This window comes from Amycolatopsis sp. NBRC 101858 (assembly GCF_030269325.1).
Taxonomy (GTDB): domain Bacteria; phylum Actinomycetota; class Actinomycetes; order Mycobacteriales; family Pseudonocardiaceae; genus Amycolatopsis; species Amycolatopsis ponsaeliensis.
This window is the reverse complement of sequence record NZ_BSTD01000009.1, coordinates 274,350-290,215: the sequence shown is the minus strand read 5'-3', so window position 1 is coordinate 290,215 and position 15,866 is coordinate 274,350. Positions and strand designations below refer to the sequence as shown.

Below are 15,866 nucleotides of genomic sequence, written 5' to 3'. Positions count from 1 at the left end.
CAGTCATCGTGGGGATACCTCTCAGGCGCCGAGCTCGTTGTCGATGAGGGCGAACAGCTCATCCGTGGTCGCGGTCTCCAGCACGTCGGTGGCCTTGGTGCCGGACAGGGTCTTGTGCAGGGTGGTCACCATCGCCTGCAGCCGGGCGACGATCCGGGACCGGTCGATCTCGGCGGCGTCCAAAGTGGACGCGACAGCCTCCAGGCGGTCCAGCTCCACTTCGAGCGGGACGGCTGCTTCGCCCCCGCCGAGCTGGGTCCAGAGGTGCTCGGCGAGCGCCTGCGGGTTGACGTGGTCGAAAGCGACGGTCGCCGGGAGCTTCAGCCCGGTCGCGGCGCCGAGCCGGTTGCGCAGGTCGACCGCGGTCACCGAGTCGAAGCCGAGCTCCTTGAACGCGCGGGCCGGTTCGACCGCCGACCCGCCGTCGTAGCCGGCGACCACGGCGACCTCGCCGCGGACCAGCTCCAGGAGCGTCCGCTGCTGTTCGGCAGGGGTCAGCGCGGCCAGCTTCGCCTTGAAGTCACCGGTGTTCTCGACGGCTTCGCTCTTGTCCTCGGCCACCTCGGGCAGCGCGCGCAGCAGCGGCCGCGGGCGGGCGAGCTGGTAGACCGGGGCGAACGCGGCCCAGTCGATGTCCGCGACGACCAGCTGCGTCTCATCGTGGTCGAGCGCTTGGCCCAGTGCTTCGACGGCGAGTTCCGGCGCCATCTCGGCGAGGCCCATGCGGCGCAGCAGGTCGCTCGCCTCGGCGTCGACCATGCCCCCGCCACCCCAGGAGCCCCAGGCGATCGCGGTCGCGGTGCGGCCCGCGGCACGGCGGCGCCGGGCGAGGGCGTCGAGGTAGGCGTTGCCCGCGGCGTACGCGGGCTGGCCGGAGGTGCCCCACACGGCGGCGCCGGAGGACATCAGCACGAACGCGTCCAGCTCGGTGTCGCCGAGCAGCTCGTCGAGCAGCGCGGCGCCGGTGACCTTGGCGCGGGTGGCCGCGGCGAACTCGGCGGGCGTGACCTCGGACAGGGGTGACTCCGCGGTGAGGACACCGGCGGCGTGCACGACGGCGGTCGGCGGGTACTCGGCCAGCAGCGCCCGCAGCTGCTCCTTGTCGGAGACGTCGCAGGCCACCACGGTGACTTTGACGTTCAGTTCGTCGACCAGCTCGCGCGCGCCTTCGGCGTCGAGCCCGCGGCGGCTGGTGAGCACGATGTGCCCGGCACCGCGGCCGGCCAGCCACCGGGCGACGTGCGCGCCGACTGCGCCGGTGCCACCGGTGACGAGGACCGTTCCCCGCGGCTTCCACTCGTCGGCGGTGCCCTTCAGCGGGGCGCGGACCATCCGCCGGGCGAACACCCCGGACGGCCGGATCGCGACCTGGTCCTCACCGTCCACACCGGACACCACGGCGGCGACGCGCGCGGCGTCCCCTGGGCCCTCGACGTCGACCAGTCCGCCCCAGGTGGCGGGCTGGTCGAGCGCGGCGACCGTGCCGAGGCCCCACACGGCCGCGGCGGCCGGGTCGGCGTCGGAGAAGGCGTCCACCGCGACCGCGCCGCGGGTGACCACCCAGACCGGAGCGTCGATGTCGCGCAGGGCTTGCAGCAGGGCGATCGTGGCCGCGACCGCGGTGCTGAGCGCGGGGTGCTCCGGGTGTTCACGGGTGTCGAGGGCGAGCAGCGACAGCACGCCGTCGAACGGCCGCAGCGCCGTCGCTTCGGTGAGCACCTCGGCCAGTTCCCCGTGCTCGGCGATCACCCGGACGACGTCGCCTTGCTCGGAGAGCGCGTCGGCCAGCTCCGCCGCCGCGGGGACGTCCGCGGGGACGACGACCAGCCAGGTGCCGCTCAGCCCGCCCGCGACGCTCACCGGCGCCCAGGACACGCGGTACCGCCAGGACTCCACCGTGGACAGCTCGGTGCGGCGGCCGTGCCACGCGGCCAGCGCCGGGACGACCTCGGCCAGCGGCGCGGCCTCGACGCCGAGCCTGGAAGCCAGCGCATCGACGTCGCCGCTCGTGACGTCCTGCCAGAAGTCCTGGTCGGCGACCTGTGCTCCGGTCGCGGGAGCCGCGGCTTCCTCTTCGAGCCAGAAGCGCTTGTGCTGGAACGGGTAGGTCGGCACGTCGGCGATCCGGCCGCCGGGCACCAGCGACGCCCAGTCCGCCGCACCGCCGCGGACCGAGTGCTCGGCCAGCGACGTCGCGAACCGGGTCAAGCCGCCTTCGTCGCGGCGCAGGGTGCCGGTGACGGAACCGCTGTGCCCGCCTTCGTCGAGGGTCTCCTGGATGCTCATGGCCAGCACCGGGTGCGGGCTGACCTCGACGAACCGCGTGTAGCCCGCCTCGGCGAGCTTCGCGACGACGGGGGCGAACCGGACCGTGGTGCGCAGGTTGGTGAACCAGTACTTCGCGTCCACAGTGGACTCGGCGACCGGTTCCCCGGTCACCGTGGACGTCATCGCGACGCTGCCGGCGGCCGGGGTGATCGGGCCGAGGTCGGCCAGCAGGCGGTCGGCGAGGTGCTCGACGTGCGCGGAGTGCGACGCGTAGTCCACCGGGACGCGCTTGGCGCGGAAGCCTTCGGCGACGAGCTGGTCACGCAGCTCGTCGAGGGCGTCGCCGTCCCCGGACAGCACAGCGGAGGTGGCGCCGTTGTCGGCGGCGAGGGAGATCCGGCCGTCCCAGGCGTCGAGCCGCTTCAGCAGCTCGGCGGCGGGGAGCCCGGCGGCCAGCATGCCGCCGCCTCGCCCGCCGAGGACGTCTCCGATCGCCTTGCTCCGCAACGCGACCACGCGCGCACCGTCCTGAAGGGACAGTGCACCGGAGACGGTCGACGCGGCGATCTCGCCCTGCGAGTGGCCGATCACCATGTCCGGTTCGACCCCGTGCGCGCGCCACAGCGCGGCCAGCGAGACCATCACCGCCCACAGCATCGGCTGGACGACGTCGACGCGGTCGGCCGGCGGCGTGCCGGGTTCGCCGCGCAGCACGGCGAGCACCGACCAGTCGGTGAACTCCCGCAACGCCGCGTCGCATTCGGCGATCCGCGTGGCGAACACCGGCGACTGCTCGATCAGCTCGAGCGCCATGCCGGTCCACTGGGAACCCTGGCCGGGGAAGACGAACACGGTCTTGCCGCGGACGTCGGCGGTGCCGGTGACGACGTCGGGCCGTGACCCGCCGGCGGCCAGTGTCTCCAGGGCCTGCTTGGCGTCCGTCGACAGCACCACCGCGCGGTGGTCGAGCTTCGCGCGCCCGGTGGCGAGGGTGTAGGCGATGTCGGTGAGGTCACCGTCCACTTGGGACGCGAGCTGCCCGGCGGCCTCGGCCAGCGCGGCCGGGGTCTTGGCCGAGAGCACCAGCGGGTGCACCGCGGGCTTCGGGGGCTCGACGGCGTCTTCGGCCGGGGCCTGCTCCAGGATGACGTGCGCGTTGGTGCCGCTGACGCCGAACGACGAGACGGCGGCCCGGCGCGGCCGGTTCACCTCCGGCCAGTCGCGCGGCTCGGTGAGCAGCTCGACCGCGCCGGCGGTCCAGTCGACGTGCGTCGAGGGCGTGCCGACGTGCAGGGTCCGCGGCGCCTTGCCGTGCCGCAGTGCCTGCACCACCTTGATCACGCCCGCGACACCGGCCGCGGCCTGCGGGTGGCCCATGTTGGACTTGATCGAGCCGAGCAGCAGCGGCTCACCCGTGGTGCGCTGGCCGTAGGTCTCCATCAGCGACTGCGCTTCGATCGGGTCGCCGAGCGCGGTGCCGGTGCCGTGCGCCTCGACGAGGTCCACATCGGACCGCGACAGCCCGGCGTCGGCGAGCGCGGCTTCGATCACCCGGACCTGCGAGGGGCCGTTGGGTGCGGAGAAGCCGTTGCTGGCGCCGTCCTGGTTGATCGCGGAGCCGCGCAGCAGCGCGAGGACGCGGTGCCCGTTGCGGCGCGCGTCGGACAGCTTTTCCAGCACGAGGACACCGACGCCTTCGGCCCACGACGTCCCGTCGGCATCGTCCGAAAAGGACCGGCTGCGGCCGTCGGCGGACAGGCCGCGGCGGCCGCTGAAGTCGACGAACATCTCCGGGGTGCCCATGACGGCGACACCGCCGGCGAGCGCGAGGGTGCAGTCGCCGTCGCGCAGGCCCTGGGCGGCCATGTGCAGCGCGACCAGCGACGACGAGCACGCGGTGTCCACCGAGACCGACGGGCCTTCGAGGCCGAGGGTGTAGGAGACCTGGCCGGAGACGAGGCTGCCGTCGGGGCTGCCGCCGCTGTAGTCGTGGTACATGACGCCGGCGTAGACGCCGGTCGGGCTGCCCTTGAGCGCGTGCGGGTCGAGCCCGGCGCGCTCGAAGGCCTCCCACGAGGCTTCCAGCAGGATGCGCTGCTGCGGGTCGGCGCGGCGGGCGTCGCGCGGGCTGATGCCGAAGAACTCGGCGTCGAAGCCCGGGGCGTCGTAGAGGAACCCGCCGTGGCGCGTGTAGGTCTTGCCGGGCCGGTCGGGGGTGGGGTCGTAGATGCCCTCGAGGTCCCACCCTCGGTCGGCGGGGAACTCCCCGATGACGTCGCGGCCCTGGTCGACCAGGTCCCACAGGTCGTCCGGCGTGCGGACGTCCCCGGGGTAGCGGCAGCTCATGCCGATGATGGCGATGGGTTCGGCGCTGCGCGCTTCCAGCTCCTGCACGCGGCGCCGCGCCGCCTGCAGGTCCGCCGTCGCGCGCTTCAGGTAGTCGCGGAGCTTGTCCTCGTTGCTCATGAGATCCCCAGTTCTTCGTCGAGCACGGCGAAGAGCTCGTCGTCGGTGGCTTCGTCCAGGTCGGCGGCCTCGGTGACGCCCGTGTTCGCCTCGGTCCACTTGCGCATCAGGGCATCCAGGCGGGCGGTGACCTTCGCCGTCGAGCCGTTCAGCGAGCCCGCGGCGGCCAGGGACGCCTCCAGGCGGTCGATCTCGGCCAGGAGCGAGTCCGCCGGACCGCGGCTCGGGCCCAGCAACGCGTGCAGCCGGGACGCCAGCGCCGCCGGGGTCGGGTGGTCGAACACGATCGTCGCCGTCAGCTTCAGCCCCGTCAGGGCGCCGAGCTGGTTGCGCAGCTCCACCGAGGTCAGGGAGTCGAACCCCATTTCCTGGAAGGCCCGCTCCGGCTCGACGAACCCAAGGCCCAGCACCGCCTGGACCTGACCGGAGACGACCTCCAGCAGGTACGCCTCGCGCTCGGCCTCCGGCAGCGCGGTCAGGCGGGCCGTGACGGCGCCGTCGTTCTTCGCCGCCATGCGGCGAGGGGTCGCGGGCCGGACCATGCCGCGCAGGACCGGCGGCAGCGAGTCCGCGCGGGACCGCAGGGCCGCGACGTCCAGCTGCACCGGCGCGAGGACGGCGTCCTCGGCGACGAGGCACGCGTCGAGCAGCGCGAGGGCGTCGGCCGTCGCCATCGGCGGGGTGCCGAGGCGGCGCAGGCGGCGGAAGTCGGCCTCGACGAGTTCGCCGGCCATGCCGCCGTCTTCGGCCCAGGCGCCCCAGTCCAGGGCCGTCGCCGGGAAGCCTTGGGCGTGGCGGTGGCGGGCCAGCTCGTCGAGGAACGCGTTGGCCGCCGCGTACCCGGCCTGCCCGGCGGCCAGCACCGTGCTCGCGGCCGAGGAGAACAGGATGAACGCGTCGAGGTCCTTCGCGAGTTCGTGCAGGTGCCAGGCGCCGTCGACCTTCGGGGCGAAGACGCGGTCGATCTCCTCGTCGGTGAGGTTCTCGACGCGGCCCGCGGACGGGACGCCCGCCGCGTGCACCACCGCGGTCAGCTCGACGCCGTCGAGCAGCGCCGCCACCGACGCGCGGTCGGTGACGTCGCAGCTCGCGATCGTGACGTCCGCGCCCAGGCTCGTGAGTTCGTCGCGCAGCTCGGCAGCGCCGGGCGCGTCCGCGCCGCGACGGCTGGTGAGCAGCAGGTGCCGGACCCCGTGGTCGGTCACCAGGTGCTTCGCGACGACCGCGCCGAGCCCGCCCGTGCCGCCGGTGATCAGGACCGTGCGCTCCAGGTTCCAGCCCAGGTCGCCCGACGGTGTCGCCGCGACCAGCCTGGGGACGTATGCCTGCCCGTCGCGGACGGCCACCTCGGGCGCACCGGTGGCCAAGGCCGCTTCGACGTCCTCGCCGTCGATGAGCACGAACCGGCCCGGGTTCTCGGCTTCGGCCGCGCGGACCAGGCCCCAGACCGTCGCGAGGGCCGGGTCGACGTCCTCGCCGGCCACCGACACCGCGCCGCGCGTGACGACGGCCAGGCGGTCCTCGGACTCCCGGATGGCGGCGAGCACCTGACGCGTGGCCGCGCGGGCCCGCTCCGGCACCGAACCGTCCGATGTGGACACTTCCAGGATCTGCGCGGCGACCGGCGTTCCCGCAGGAGCCGGCTCCCAAGCCACGCGGAACAGCGAGCTGGGCGCGAGCTTGTCGAGCGAGATCGGCCGGGCGGCCAAGGAGTCGACAGACAGCACCGGGGCGCCGGTCGTGTCGGCGATCCGCAGCGCGATGGTGTCCGGGCCGGCCGGCGACACGTGGACGCGCAGCGCGGACGTGCCCGCGGCGTGCCACGTGGTGCCGCTGAAGGCGAACGGCAGCATCGGCTTCGTTTCGCCGTCCTCGGGAGCCGGGCCGAGCAGCTGGGCGTGCAGGGCGGCGTCGAGCAGGGCCGGGTGCAGGCCGTAGTCGCGGGCGTCGGCCAGGGCGACCTCGGCGTAGACGTCGTCGCCGTCACGCCACATCCGGCTCAGCCCCTGGAACGCGGGGCCGTAGTCGTAGCCGAGGTCCGCGAGCTGCGCGTACGGGTCGTCCAAGGCGACCTCGGTGGCGCCCGCGGGCGGCCACTCGGCGAAGCCGAACGACGGCTCGGCCGCTTCGGCGGTCACGAAACCTTCGGCGTGGAGCGTCCAGGCGTCCTCGCCGTCGAGTCGCGAGTGGACGGTGACGCGGCGGCGGCCGTCCTCCTCGGCGCCGAGGGACACCTGCAGTGCGGCGCCCTTGGTCAAGGCGAGCGGGGCCTGCAGCGTCAGCTCTTCGAGGCCCGCGTAGCCGACCTCGTCGGCGGCGGCGCGCGCCAGTTCGACGAACGCCGTGCCGGGCAGCAGGATCGTGCCGAGCACGACGTGGTCGGCGATCCACGGCACGGTGTCCGCCGACAGCCGGCCGGTCAGCACGACCGTGTCCGACTCGGGGACGCGGACGACGGCGCTGAGCATCGGGTGCGTGGCGGGCTGCTGGCCGTGGTCGGCGGCATCGCCGGTCGCGGTGGTGGCGGACAGCCAGTAGCGGGTGCGGCGGAAGGCGTAGGTCGGCACCTCGACGCGGCGGGCGCCGGCATAGAACGCTTGCCAATCCACGGGAATCCCGCGGGCGTGCAGGGTGGCGACCGCGGTGACGACGTCGGGGACCTCGTTCTTGCGCACGGCCGGGACGAAGGCGAGCGTCTCGTCGTCGAGCGCGGTGCTCGCGGCGGCGGTCAGCACCGGTGCCGGGCCGATCTCGACGAACGTCCGGACGCCTTCGGCGGCGAGCGCGCGCAGGCCGTCGTCGAACCGGACGGTCGCGCGGACCTGCTCCACCCAGTACTGCGGCGACGCCAGGTCGGCCCCGGCGGCGACCGTGGAAACGATCGGGATCTCGGGCTTCGCGTAGGTGAGCTTCTCCGCCACGACCGCGAACTCGTCCAGCATCGGTTCCATCAGCGGCGAGTGGAAGGCGTGCGAGACGCGCAGCTCCTTGGGATGTTCGAAGTGCGCGACGACGGCGGCGACCTCGTCCTCGGCGCCCGAGACCACCAGGGAGCGCGGGCCGTTGATCGCGGCGATGCTCACCCCGGCCGTCAGCAGCGGGGTCACGTCGGCCTCGGCGGCCGGGATCGTGACCATCGCGCCGCCGGCGGGCAGGGCCTGCATGAGCCGGGCGCGGGCCGCGACGAGCGTGCAGGCGTCGTCGAGCGAGAGGATGCCCGCAACGTGGGCCGCGGCCAGCTCGCCGATCGAATGGCCCAGCAGGTGGTCGGGCTTCAGGCCCCACGACGTCAGCAGCCGGTAGAGCGCGACCTCGAACGCGAACAGCGCGGGCTGCGTGAACCCGGTCTGCGCCAAGGCTTCGGCGTCGTCGAAGGCCGCGCGGTCGAGGTCGAGCCGGGCGCAGGCGGCGTCGAGGGCTTCGGCGAACACGGGGTACTTCGCGGCGAGGGCGTTGCCCATGCCGGCGCGCTGGGCGCCCTGGCCGGTGAAGACGAAGGCCGTCCGGCCGGTGCCCCGGCGGTCGCGGACGACGTTCGGCGCGTCCTCGCCGGCGGCGAGCGCGGTCAGCCCGGCGCGCAGCTCGGCGGCGTCGGAGCCGACGACGACGGCGCGGTGGTCCAGCGCCGAGCGGGTCGTGGCCAGGGAGAACCCGATGTCCGCCAGGTCGCCGGGGTGGTCGATGAGCTGCTGGGCCTGCGCGGCGACGGCGTCGGCGGAGTCCGCCGAGACCGGCCACGCGACGACCGGGACGTCGGCTCGCGAAGGCTCCTCGGCGACGGGCTCGGCCTGCTCGATGATCACGTGGGCGTTGGTGCCGCTGATCCCGAACGACGACACCGCGCCGCGGCGGGGGCGGTCGACGTCGGGCCACTCGCGGGCCTCGGTGAGCAGCTCGACCGCGCCGGCCGACCAGTCGACGTGCGGCGACGGCGTGTCGACGTGCAGGGTCTTCGGGAGCACGCCGTGCCGGATGGCCTGGACGACCTTGATCACGCCGCCGACCCCGGCAGCGGCCTGAGTGTGGCCGATGTTGGACTTGAGCGAGCCGAGCCACAGGGGCTCTTTCCGGTCCTGCCCGTAGGTGGCGAGCAGGGCCTGCGCTTCGATCGGGTCGCCGAGCTTCGTGCCGGTGCCGTGGCCTTCGACGAGGTCGACGTCCGTTGTGGACAGTCCGGCGGTGGCGAGGGCCTGGCGGATCACGCGTTGCTGAGCTGGTCCATTCGGGACGGTCAGGCCGCTGGACGCGCCGTCGGAGTTGACCGCGCTGCCGCGCACGACGGCGAGAACTTCGTGACCCAGGCGCTGAGCGTCGGAGAGGCGTTCGACGACGAGCACCCCGGCGCCCTCGCCCCAGCCCGTGCCGTCGGCCGCGGCGGCGAAGGCCTTGCAGCGGCCGTCGTCGGACAGGCCGCGCTGCTCGGTGAAGTAGACGAACGTCTCGGGGGTGGCCATCACCGTGACGCCGCCGACGAGGGCCAGCGAGCAGTCGCCGCGGCGCAGCGCCTGCGTGGCCCAGTGCAGGGCGACCAGGGAGGACGAGCAGGCGGTGTCGACCGAGACCGCGGGGCCTTCCAGGCCGAGCGCGTAGGCGACCCGGCCGGAGACGACGCTGCCGGCGGCCGCGTGGCCGAGGTAGTCGTGGTACATCACGCCGGCGAAGACGCCGGTGCTGCTGCCGCGCAGGGTTTCCGGGACGATGCCCGCGCGTTCGAGTGCGGTCCAGGACGTCTCGAGCAGCAGCCGCTGCTGGGCGTCCATGGTGAGCGCCTCGCGGGGCGAGATCCCGAAGAACTCGGGGTCGAACTCGGCGGCGTCGCGCAGGAAGCCGCCTTCGCGGGTGTTCGTCGTGCCGGGACGTTCGCCCGCCGGGTCGTAGAGGCGGTCCAGCGGCCAGCCGCGGTCGGCCGGGAACGCGCCGATGGCGTCGGTCCCGGTGCCGACCAGCTCCCAGAGGTCGTCGGGGCTCGCGACGCCGCCGGGAAAGCGGCAGTCCATGCCGACGATCGCGATGGGTTCGCTGTCGCGCCGCCGGACCTCCTGCAGGGCACCCTTGGCCTCGCGCAGGTCGGCGGTCGCGCGCTTGAGGTAGTCGAGCAGTTTCCGCTCGTTTTCGGCGCTCACGCCATTACCCCCTGGGAAACGGTATTCACGTAATCGACCACCTAACCGCGAAAAAGGGTGGAAGGTGCCACGCCGAAAACGCTACCGACGGACTTTGTGCCGTCCCACCCCTAACGGCCCCACAATCAGCGGGTCAGGGCGCCGACCAGCTCACGCGGCGCGGGCAAAGCGGCGATCTCGTCCCGCAGCGCGATCGCCGCGGCACTCAGCGAAGCCAGCTCCCCGGCCTGCTCCGCGGACCCCACGAGCCCGGCCCCGACCGCCGCGATCCGGGCGCCGATCGGCGTCTCCACCAGGGAAAGCTGGGGCACCCCGTGCGTCGCCGCCGCGAGGGCGAGCGTCGCGTCGCCGTCGTGGATGAGTGCGGTACACGTCGGGAGGAGCGCTGCCGGGGGTGCCGTGTCGACCAGGCGGACGTTGGGTGGCATCGATACCCCGGCCGGCGCGGAGTCCGTCGCCCAGACCACTTCCGCGGCAAGGCCGCCGACGGCGTCGAACACCGGGCCCGCCAGCGTCGCGTCCGTCAGCGAGAGCAACACCCGGCCGCGCCTTGCCTTGCGGCGCAACCACTCCGGCACCACCACCGGGCCGAAGTAGGGCACGTGCCGGACCGGACGGACGTCCGACGCGTCCCGCAGCGACGGCGGCACCGTATCGAAAGTGCCAGTGCCGGACGAATCGAGCGGGCCGAGCAGCCGGACTCCGCCCGCAACCGGGGCTCCCGGGGAAGAGACCACGACGTCCGGCCGCCACAGTTCGGCGAACTCGGCCAGCGCCACCGACTCCGTGTCCTCAGTCCCGAGATCGACGGCCACGCAACCGGTACTCAGGATCTCGTCGACGAACGACGCCCGCCCCGCGATCTTCACGTCGTGGCCGGCCGTTCGCAGCGCCCACGCCAGCGGGACCAGGTTGTGCAGCCGCGCGGGCGACGGCGGAGCGGCCAGGAGTACGCGCATGGGATCCACTCCAGAAAAAGGAAACCGGGCCGGCCCGGTGCGGATAGTCGAATTCGAGACTATCCGCGCCGAACCGGCCCGCGAACCCCTACAAATTCCCTATTGCCCCGGCAACGTCACCGCTTCGATCGGGCTGCGCCGCATCGCCAGCCGCGCGGAAAGCGCGGTGACCGGCCAGACGATCAGGAACACCGCGGCGATGACCGCGAGGAACACCCACAGCGGCCCGACCGGCACGACGGTGCCGGACGAGAGCGCCATGGGAATCACCGTGAACAGCGAGATCCCCGTCCCGAGCACCAGGCCGAGCACGGCCAGGATGCCGCCCTCGATCATCAGCATCGACCGCACCTGCCCGCGCCGGGCACCCGCCAGCCGCTGCACGCCGAACTCGCGACGCCGCGAAAGCACCGCCACGGCCAGCGTGTTCACCGCCGCGATCGCCGCGTACGCGATCGCCAGCACGGCCAGCAGGTAGTGGATCATCGCCTCGATGTCGGCACTGGCCGCGAAGCTTTCCGTCACCGCGTCGGAGTCCCCGACGGTGGCGCCCGGCCAGTTCGCCGTCGCCGACGTGACCGCCGAGACGACCGCCGCCGCGTCCTGCCCGTCCGCCGCGCGGACCAGCAGCCGGTTCGCCACCCCGGACGTCGTGTGCGGGGCCAGCAGCGCGGCCGGCAGCACGATGCTGGGGTAGCCCGAAGGGCTGTCCAGCAACGCAACGATCTTCACCTTCGCCTGCGCGCCGTCACCGAGGCGCATGGTGATCTGGTCGCCGAGCTTGAGGTCCAGGTCGTCCGCGATGCCTTCGGGCAGCGCCACCGTCTCACCGGTGAGCTCCCCCAGCGAACCGGACGTCACCGGCGTCGCCAGCACCCCGTTCGCGTCGCGGACGTCGAGGCCGAGCAGCCGGCCCGGATCGCTGCCGTTGCCGTCGTAGGGCTCCTCGATCCAGCCCTGGCTGGTCACCAGCGGCGACACCGACCCGACGCCCGGCGCCTGCCGGACGGCGTCGGCCAGCGCGGGCGAAACCGCACCCGTGCCACTGGTCACCACCGCGTCGGCCTGCAGCTGATCGGCGTAGGCCCCGATGATGGCGTGCTGCTGCGTGGTTTCGGCGTACACGTTGCCGAGCGCGACCGCGGTGGCCAGCGTGATCGGTGTCAGGACGGCGGCGAACGCCACCGCCCGCGTCCGCGAGTTGATCACCGCGAGCACCGCGTCCCGGCCGCCGACCCGCCGGATCAGCGGGCCGAAGCGCGTGGCGACGAACGCCATCAGCTCCGGGCCGATCAGCGCGACGGCGATCGAGCCGGTGAGCACCGCGGGACCGCACACGGCCGACGCGATCTCCACCGGCATGAACAGGGTCGCGACGGCCAGCAGCGCGGTGACCCCGGCGAACACCTTCGCGCCGAAGCGGCGCACGTCGTTCACCTTCGCGGGCGGGATGGACGCCTCGGCGAGCGCCTGCAGCGGCCGGGCCCGCGCCGCCGGCAGCGCGGCGAACCACGCGGCGGCGAACGAGATGGCGAGCGAAAGCACGAGACCGCCGCCGAAGGCGATGATCCCCTGCTGGAACTCCAGCTGGGGCGGGAGCATCCCGTTGCCGGTCGTGAAGCTGAAGATCTCCGTGCCGACGAAGCGGCCGCCGGCCAGCCCGACGAGCGCGCCGAGCACCGCCACCACCATCGTCTCGGCGAGCACCATGCGGTGCACCTGACGCGGGGTCGCGCCGGTGGCCCGCAGGAGCGCGAGCTCCTGCTGCCGCTGCCGCACGGTGAGGCTGATCGTCGCCGACACCACCAGCGCCATGACCACCAGGACCATGCCGCCGAACACGCCGGCGAGCAGGATCAGCGGCAGCTGGGCGCCGTCGATGCCGGGGAACTCGGCGGACCCGCGGTCCGCGCCGGTCAGCACGTTCAGCCCGGGCACCTTCTCGGCGATCCGGGCGGCGAGCTCACCGGCGTCGACGCCGTCCGCCGGGAAGATCCCGGCCAGGTCGACCGTGCCGGGGTGCACCGAGAACTGCTGGGCGTCGGCGGGTGAGAAGAACAGGGCCGGACCGATCGTGTCCGCGTGCGCGACGCCGACGACCACGAAGTCCCGAGGCGGCGCGCCGTTCACGGCGATGGGGACCTGGCCCCCGGTGCGGACACCGGCCGTGGCGGCCGAAGCCTCGTCCAGCACGACCTGACCCGTGGCGCGCGGCTGCGCACCGTCCACCAGGGAGTAAGGCGCCAGCGCGGCCGAGTCCCAGCCGTGCCCGGCCAGCGAAGCGTCGGCGCTCTGCGGCCCGGACGCGGTGACGACGACCGCGGCGAAGGTGGTGTCCGGCACGACCTGCCGCACGCCCGGCACGGACGCGAGCTGGGCCAGCTGGCCGGCCGGGATGCCCGAGCGCTCCCCGTAGGGAACGACCTGCGACTCCTCGTCCGGCAGCTTGAACCCGGCCGAACCGGTCACCACGACCGGCGCGGCGGCCAGCCGCTGCGGCTGGGCGTCGAGCGACAACGCCGTTTCGAACAGGCCGCCGCACGCGATGAGCAGCGAGCAGCCGACCAGGACCGCGACGAACGTCGCCAGCGAGGCGGCCGCGCGGAACCGCAGGCTGGCCAGCGCCATCCGCAGGACCACCCGCCGCGGGCTCACTGCCGCCCCCTCGCCTGCTTGGCCCGGGCACCGAGACGCGCCAGCTCCGCGGCCACCATCTCGACGGCCGGGGTGGCCATCTTGGTCACGATCTGCCCGTCCACCAGGAAGAGCACCTCGTCGGCGAACGACGCGGCGACCGGGTCGTGGGTGACCATGACGATGGTCTGCCCCGCGTCGGCCAGCTCGCGCAGCAGCCCGAGGACCTCGAGCGCGGTGGTCGTGTCGAGCGCACCGGTCGGCTCGTCGGCGAAGGTCACCGCCGAGCGGCCGGCCAGCGCGCGGGCGATCGCCACGCGCTGCTGCTGGCCACCGGACAGCTCGCCGGGCCGGTGCCCGACGCGCTGCGACAGGCCGACCCGCTCGACGACCTGGGCGATCCACGCCCGGTCCGGTTCCTTGCCGGCCAGCAGCATCGGGAGGGTGATGTTCTCCTCGACGTTGAGCGCGGGCATCAGGTTGAACGACTGGAACACGAACGCCACGTGCTCGCGGCGCAGTTCGGTCAGCTGGGTCTCGTTGCGGCCCTTGAGGTCGACGCCGACGAGCGTGACGCTGCCCTCGTCGGGCCGGTCGAGCCCGGCGGCGCAGTGCAGCAGGGTGCTCTTGCCGGACCCCGACGGCCCCATCACCGCGGTGAAGCTGCCGGCGGGGAACTCCACGCTGACCCCGGCAAGCGCGACCACACCGCTCTCGCCGCGCCCGTACGTCTTCTTCACCGAGTCCAGCCGGACGGGCGACCCGGTGGTCGTCAAGGTAGTCATCCCCGCGCGATCCGTTCGTTCGAGCGGTTGCGCGTCGCGAAGTGCCAGGGCACCACGATGAGCGCGCCGCCGATCAGCGGCCAGATGAAGAACGGCGAGTGCAGGCTGAGCGTCGCGAAGCACATGATCAGCCAGATCAGCAGGTGAATGCCGGTGCCGGCGAGCCACACGATCGTGACCACTTTCAGTGCCGTGCGCCCCCCGGCCGTGGAACCGTCTGTCGTCTCGGCCATCTCGGCCCCCGATCTCAGGTACGAACAAATCTGTGTATGGGTTGCACAGTTTAACGTAGTCCTGCTCCGAGGGGAACCCGGACCCCGATGACCGGGACAGGGGTCGCCCTTCAGTCGCCGAGGCGCATCCGGCGGTCCCGCTCCCGCGTGGACCACAGGCCGAGCACGAGCAGGCCGCCGCCGAGCACCGGCCACAGCACCCACGGCCCGTCCCACTGGCCGCTGACCATCCCCAGGGTCAGGTAGACCACGACGTTGACCAGGCTGACCACGACCCAGACCGCCAGCCCGACCCGAGGCGCGGCCTCCAGGATCGGCGGCACCGCGGATGCGGACCGGCCGGAGACGGCGCTGTCCAGCTCCGCGTGGGTGGTGGCGACCCGCACGCGGGCCAGCCTGACCTCGGCGTCTTCGCACCGGCCCTCGGCGCGATCGTGCTCGATCCGCGTGACGGCGAGCTTGCGATCCAGCTCGGTGACCCGCGTACGCTCCGGCCACAGGAGCCGGCCGACGGCCGTGGCCACCGGCCTGTTCTCGCTCACGTCGCTCGCCCTCCGCCCAAATCAGTGTAAGACTCTCACAGTTTACTGCCGGAGCACTCGCCAGGGAAGACGCACCATGCTGGACAGGGACACCACACCGGAGCTGCCCCCCGGGATGACACTGGCCTGGGGCGGCACACCGCCGCCGCGCCGCGGGCCCAAGCCGTCGCACTCGGTGGCGCAGATCGTCGCGGCGGCCGTGGGCCTCGCCGACGCCGACGGCGTCGCCAACGCCTCGCTGCCGAACATCGCCCACGAGGTGGGCGTGACGACCAACGCGCTGTACAGATACGTGAGCTCCAAGGAGGAGCTGACGGTCCTGCTCGCCGACGCGGGCTGGGGCCCGCCGCCCGCGGGCCTGGCGTCGTCGGGCGAGTGGCGTGCCGACGTCCGAGACTGGACGCGGGCGGTGCTCGACCGGCTGCTGAGCCGGCCCTGGCTGCTGGACCTGCCGATGCGCGGCGACCCGGTGACCCCGAACCGCCTCGCGTGGACCGAACTGCTCCTGCGGGCGTGCGCCGCCGCGGGCGTCCGCGGCGAGCACCTGCTCGGCTGCGAAACGATGGTGACGGGGTTCGCCACCGCCGCGGCGGTTCGCCTGGCCACCCCGACGACTCCGGCGGAGGCGTCGGCCGTGCGCGACCACCTCGCACCCAACCTCGCTCGGCACGACTCGGCCGAGCTGGCGGCCCTGGTGTCCGACGGCCGGTACCCGGTCACCGCCGAGGACCGCGAAGCGTTCTTGACCGCCGGGCTCGAGCCCGTGCTGGCGGGAGTGGCCGGGATGGCGAGCATCTTCTGAGCCCGCCATCCCGCCCGGCCGGTGTGCCAGGCCCGGAGGTCCCGAATAAGTCAT

At 73.5% G+C, this 15,866-nt stretch carries 6 protein-coding genes and 2 pseudogenes; 1 reads left to right on the top strand and 7 read right to left on the bottom strand.

The window, feature by feature from the left end; all coding sequences use genetic code 11:
• Window positions 1-21: 21 nt before the first annotated feature.
• From QSK39_RS51675 to QSK39_RS51645, 7 genes and pseudogenes are all read right to left on the bottom strand, one after another.
• Window positions 22-4,728, bottom strand: a pseudogene (locus QSK39_RS51675) (type I polyketide synthase); the annotation flags it as partial.
• Window positions 4,729-4,730: 2 nt separating this feature from the next.
• Window positions 4,731-9,845 (bottom strand): annotated as a pseudogene (locus QSK39_RS51670) (type I polyketide synthase); the annotation flags it as partial.
• 137 nt (window positions 9,846-9,982) lie between these two features.
• Entirely contained in the window at window positions 9,983-10,816 is an 834-nt protein-coding gene (locus QSK39_RS51665; protein WP_285485204.1) for a nucleotide disphospho-sugar-binding domain-containing protein, read from the bottom strand.
• A 99-nt stretch (window positions 10,817-10,915) separates the two neighbouring features.
• Window positions 10,916-13,471 (bottom strand): ABC transporter permease, encoded by a 2,556-nt coding sequence (locus QSK39_RS51660; RefSeq protein WP_285485203.1) that lies wholly within the window; start codon window positions 13,469-13,471, stop codon window positions 10,916-10,918.
• Entirely contained in the window at window positions 13,468-14,235 is a 768-nt protein-coding gene (locus QSK39_RS51655) for an ABC transporter ATP-binding protein (RefSeq protein WP_285485202.1), read from the bottom strand. Before QSK39_RS51655 ends, QSK39_RS51660 begins: the two co-directional genes overlap by 4 nt.
• The gene (locus tag QSK39_RS51650) at window positions 14,232-14,468 is read right to left on the bottom strand and encodes a hypothetical protein (RefSeq protein ID WP_284746750.1); all 237 of its coding nucleotides are present in this window, start codon (window positions 14,466-14,468) and stop codon (window positions 14,232-14,234) included. The genes QSK39_RS51655 and QSK39_RS51650 overlap by 4 nt, the downstream gene beginning before the upstream one ends.
• 110 nt (window positions 14,469-14,578) lie before the next feature.
• Window positions 14,579-15,010 carry a hypothetical protein gene (locus tag QSK39_RS51645; protein WP_285485201.1) on the bottom strand — a complete coding sequence of 144 codons (432 nt, stop codon included), beginning with the start codon at window positions 15,008-15,010 and terminating at the stop codon, window positions 14,579-14,581.
• 76 nt (window positions 15,011-15,086) lie between these two features.
• Between QSK39_RS51645 and QSK39_RS51640 the strand changes: the two genes are divergently transcribed.
• Window positions 15,087-15,812, top strand: a complete 726-nt coding sequence (locus tag QSK39_RS51640; protein WP_285485200.1) for a TetR/AcrR family transcriptional regulator — start codon at window positions 15,087-15,089, stop codon at window positions 15,810-15,812.
• Window positions 15,813-15,866: the final 54 nt, after the last annotated feature.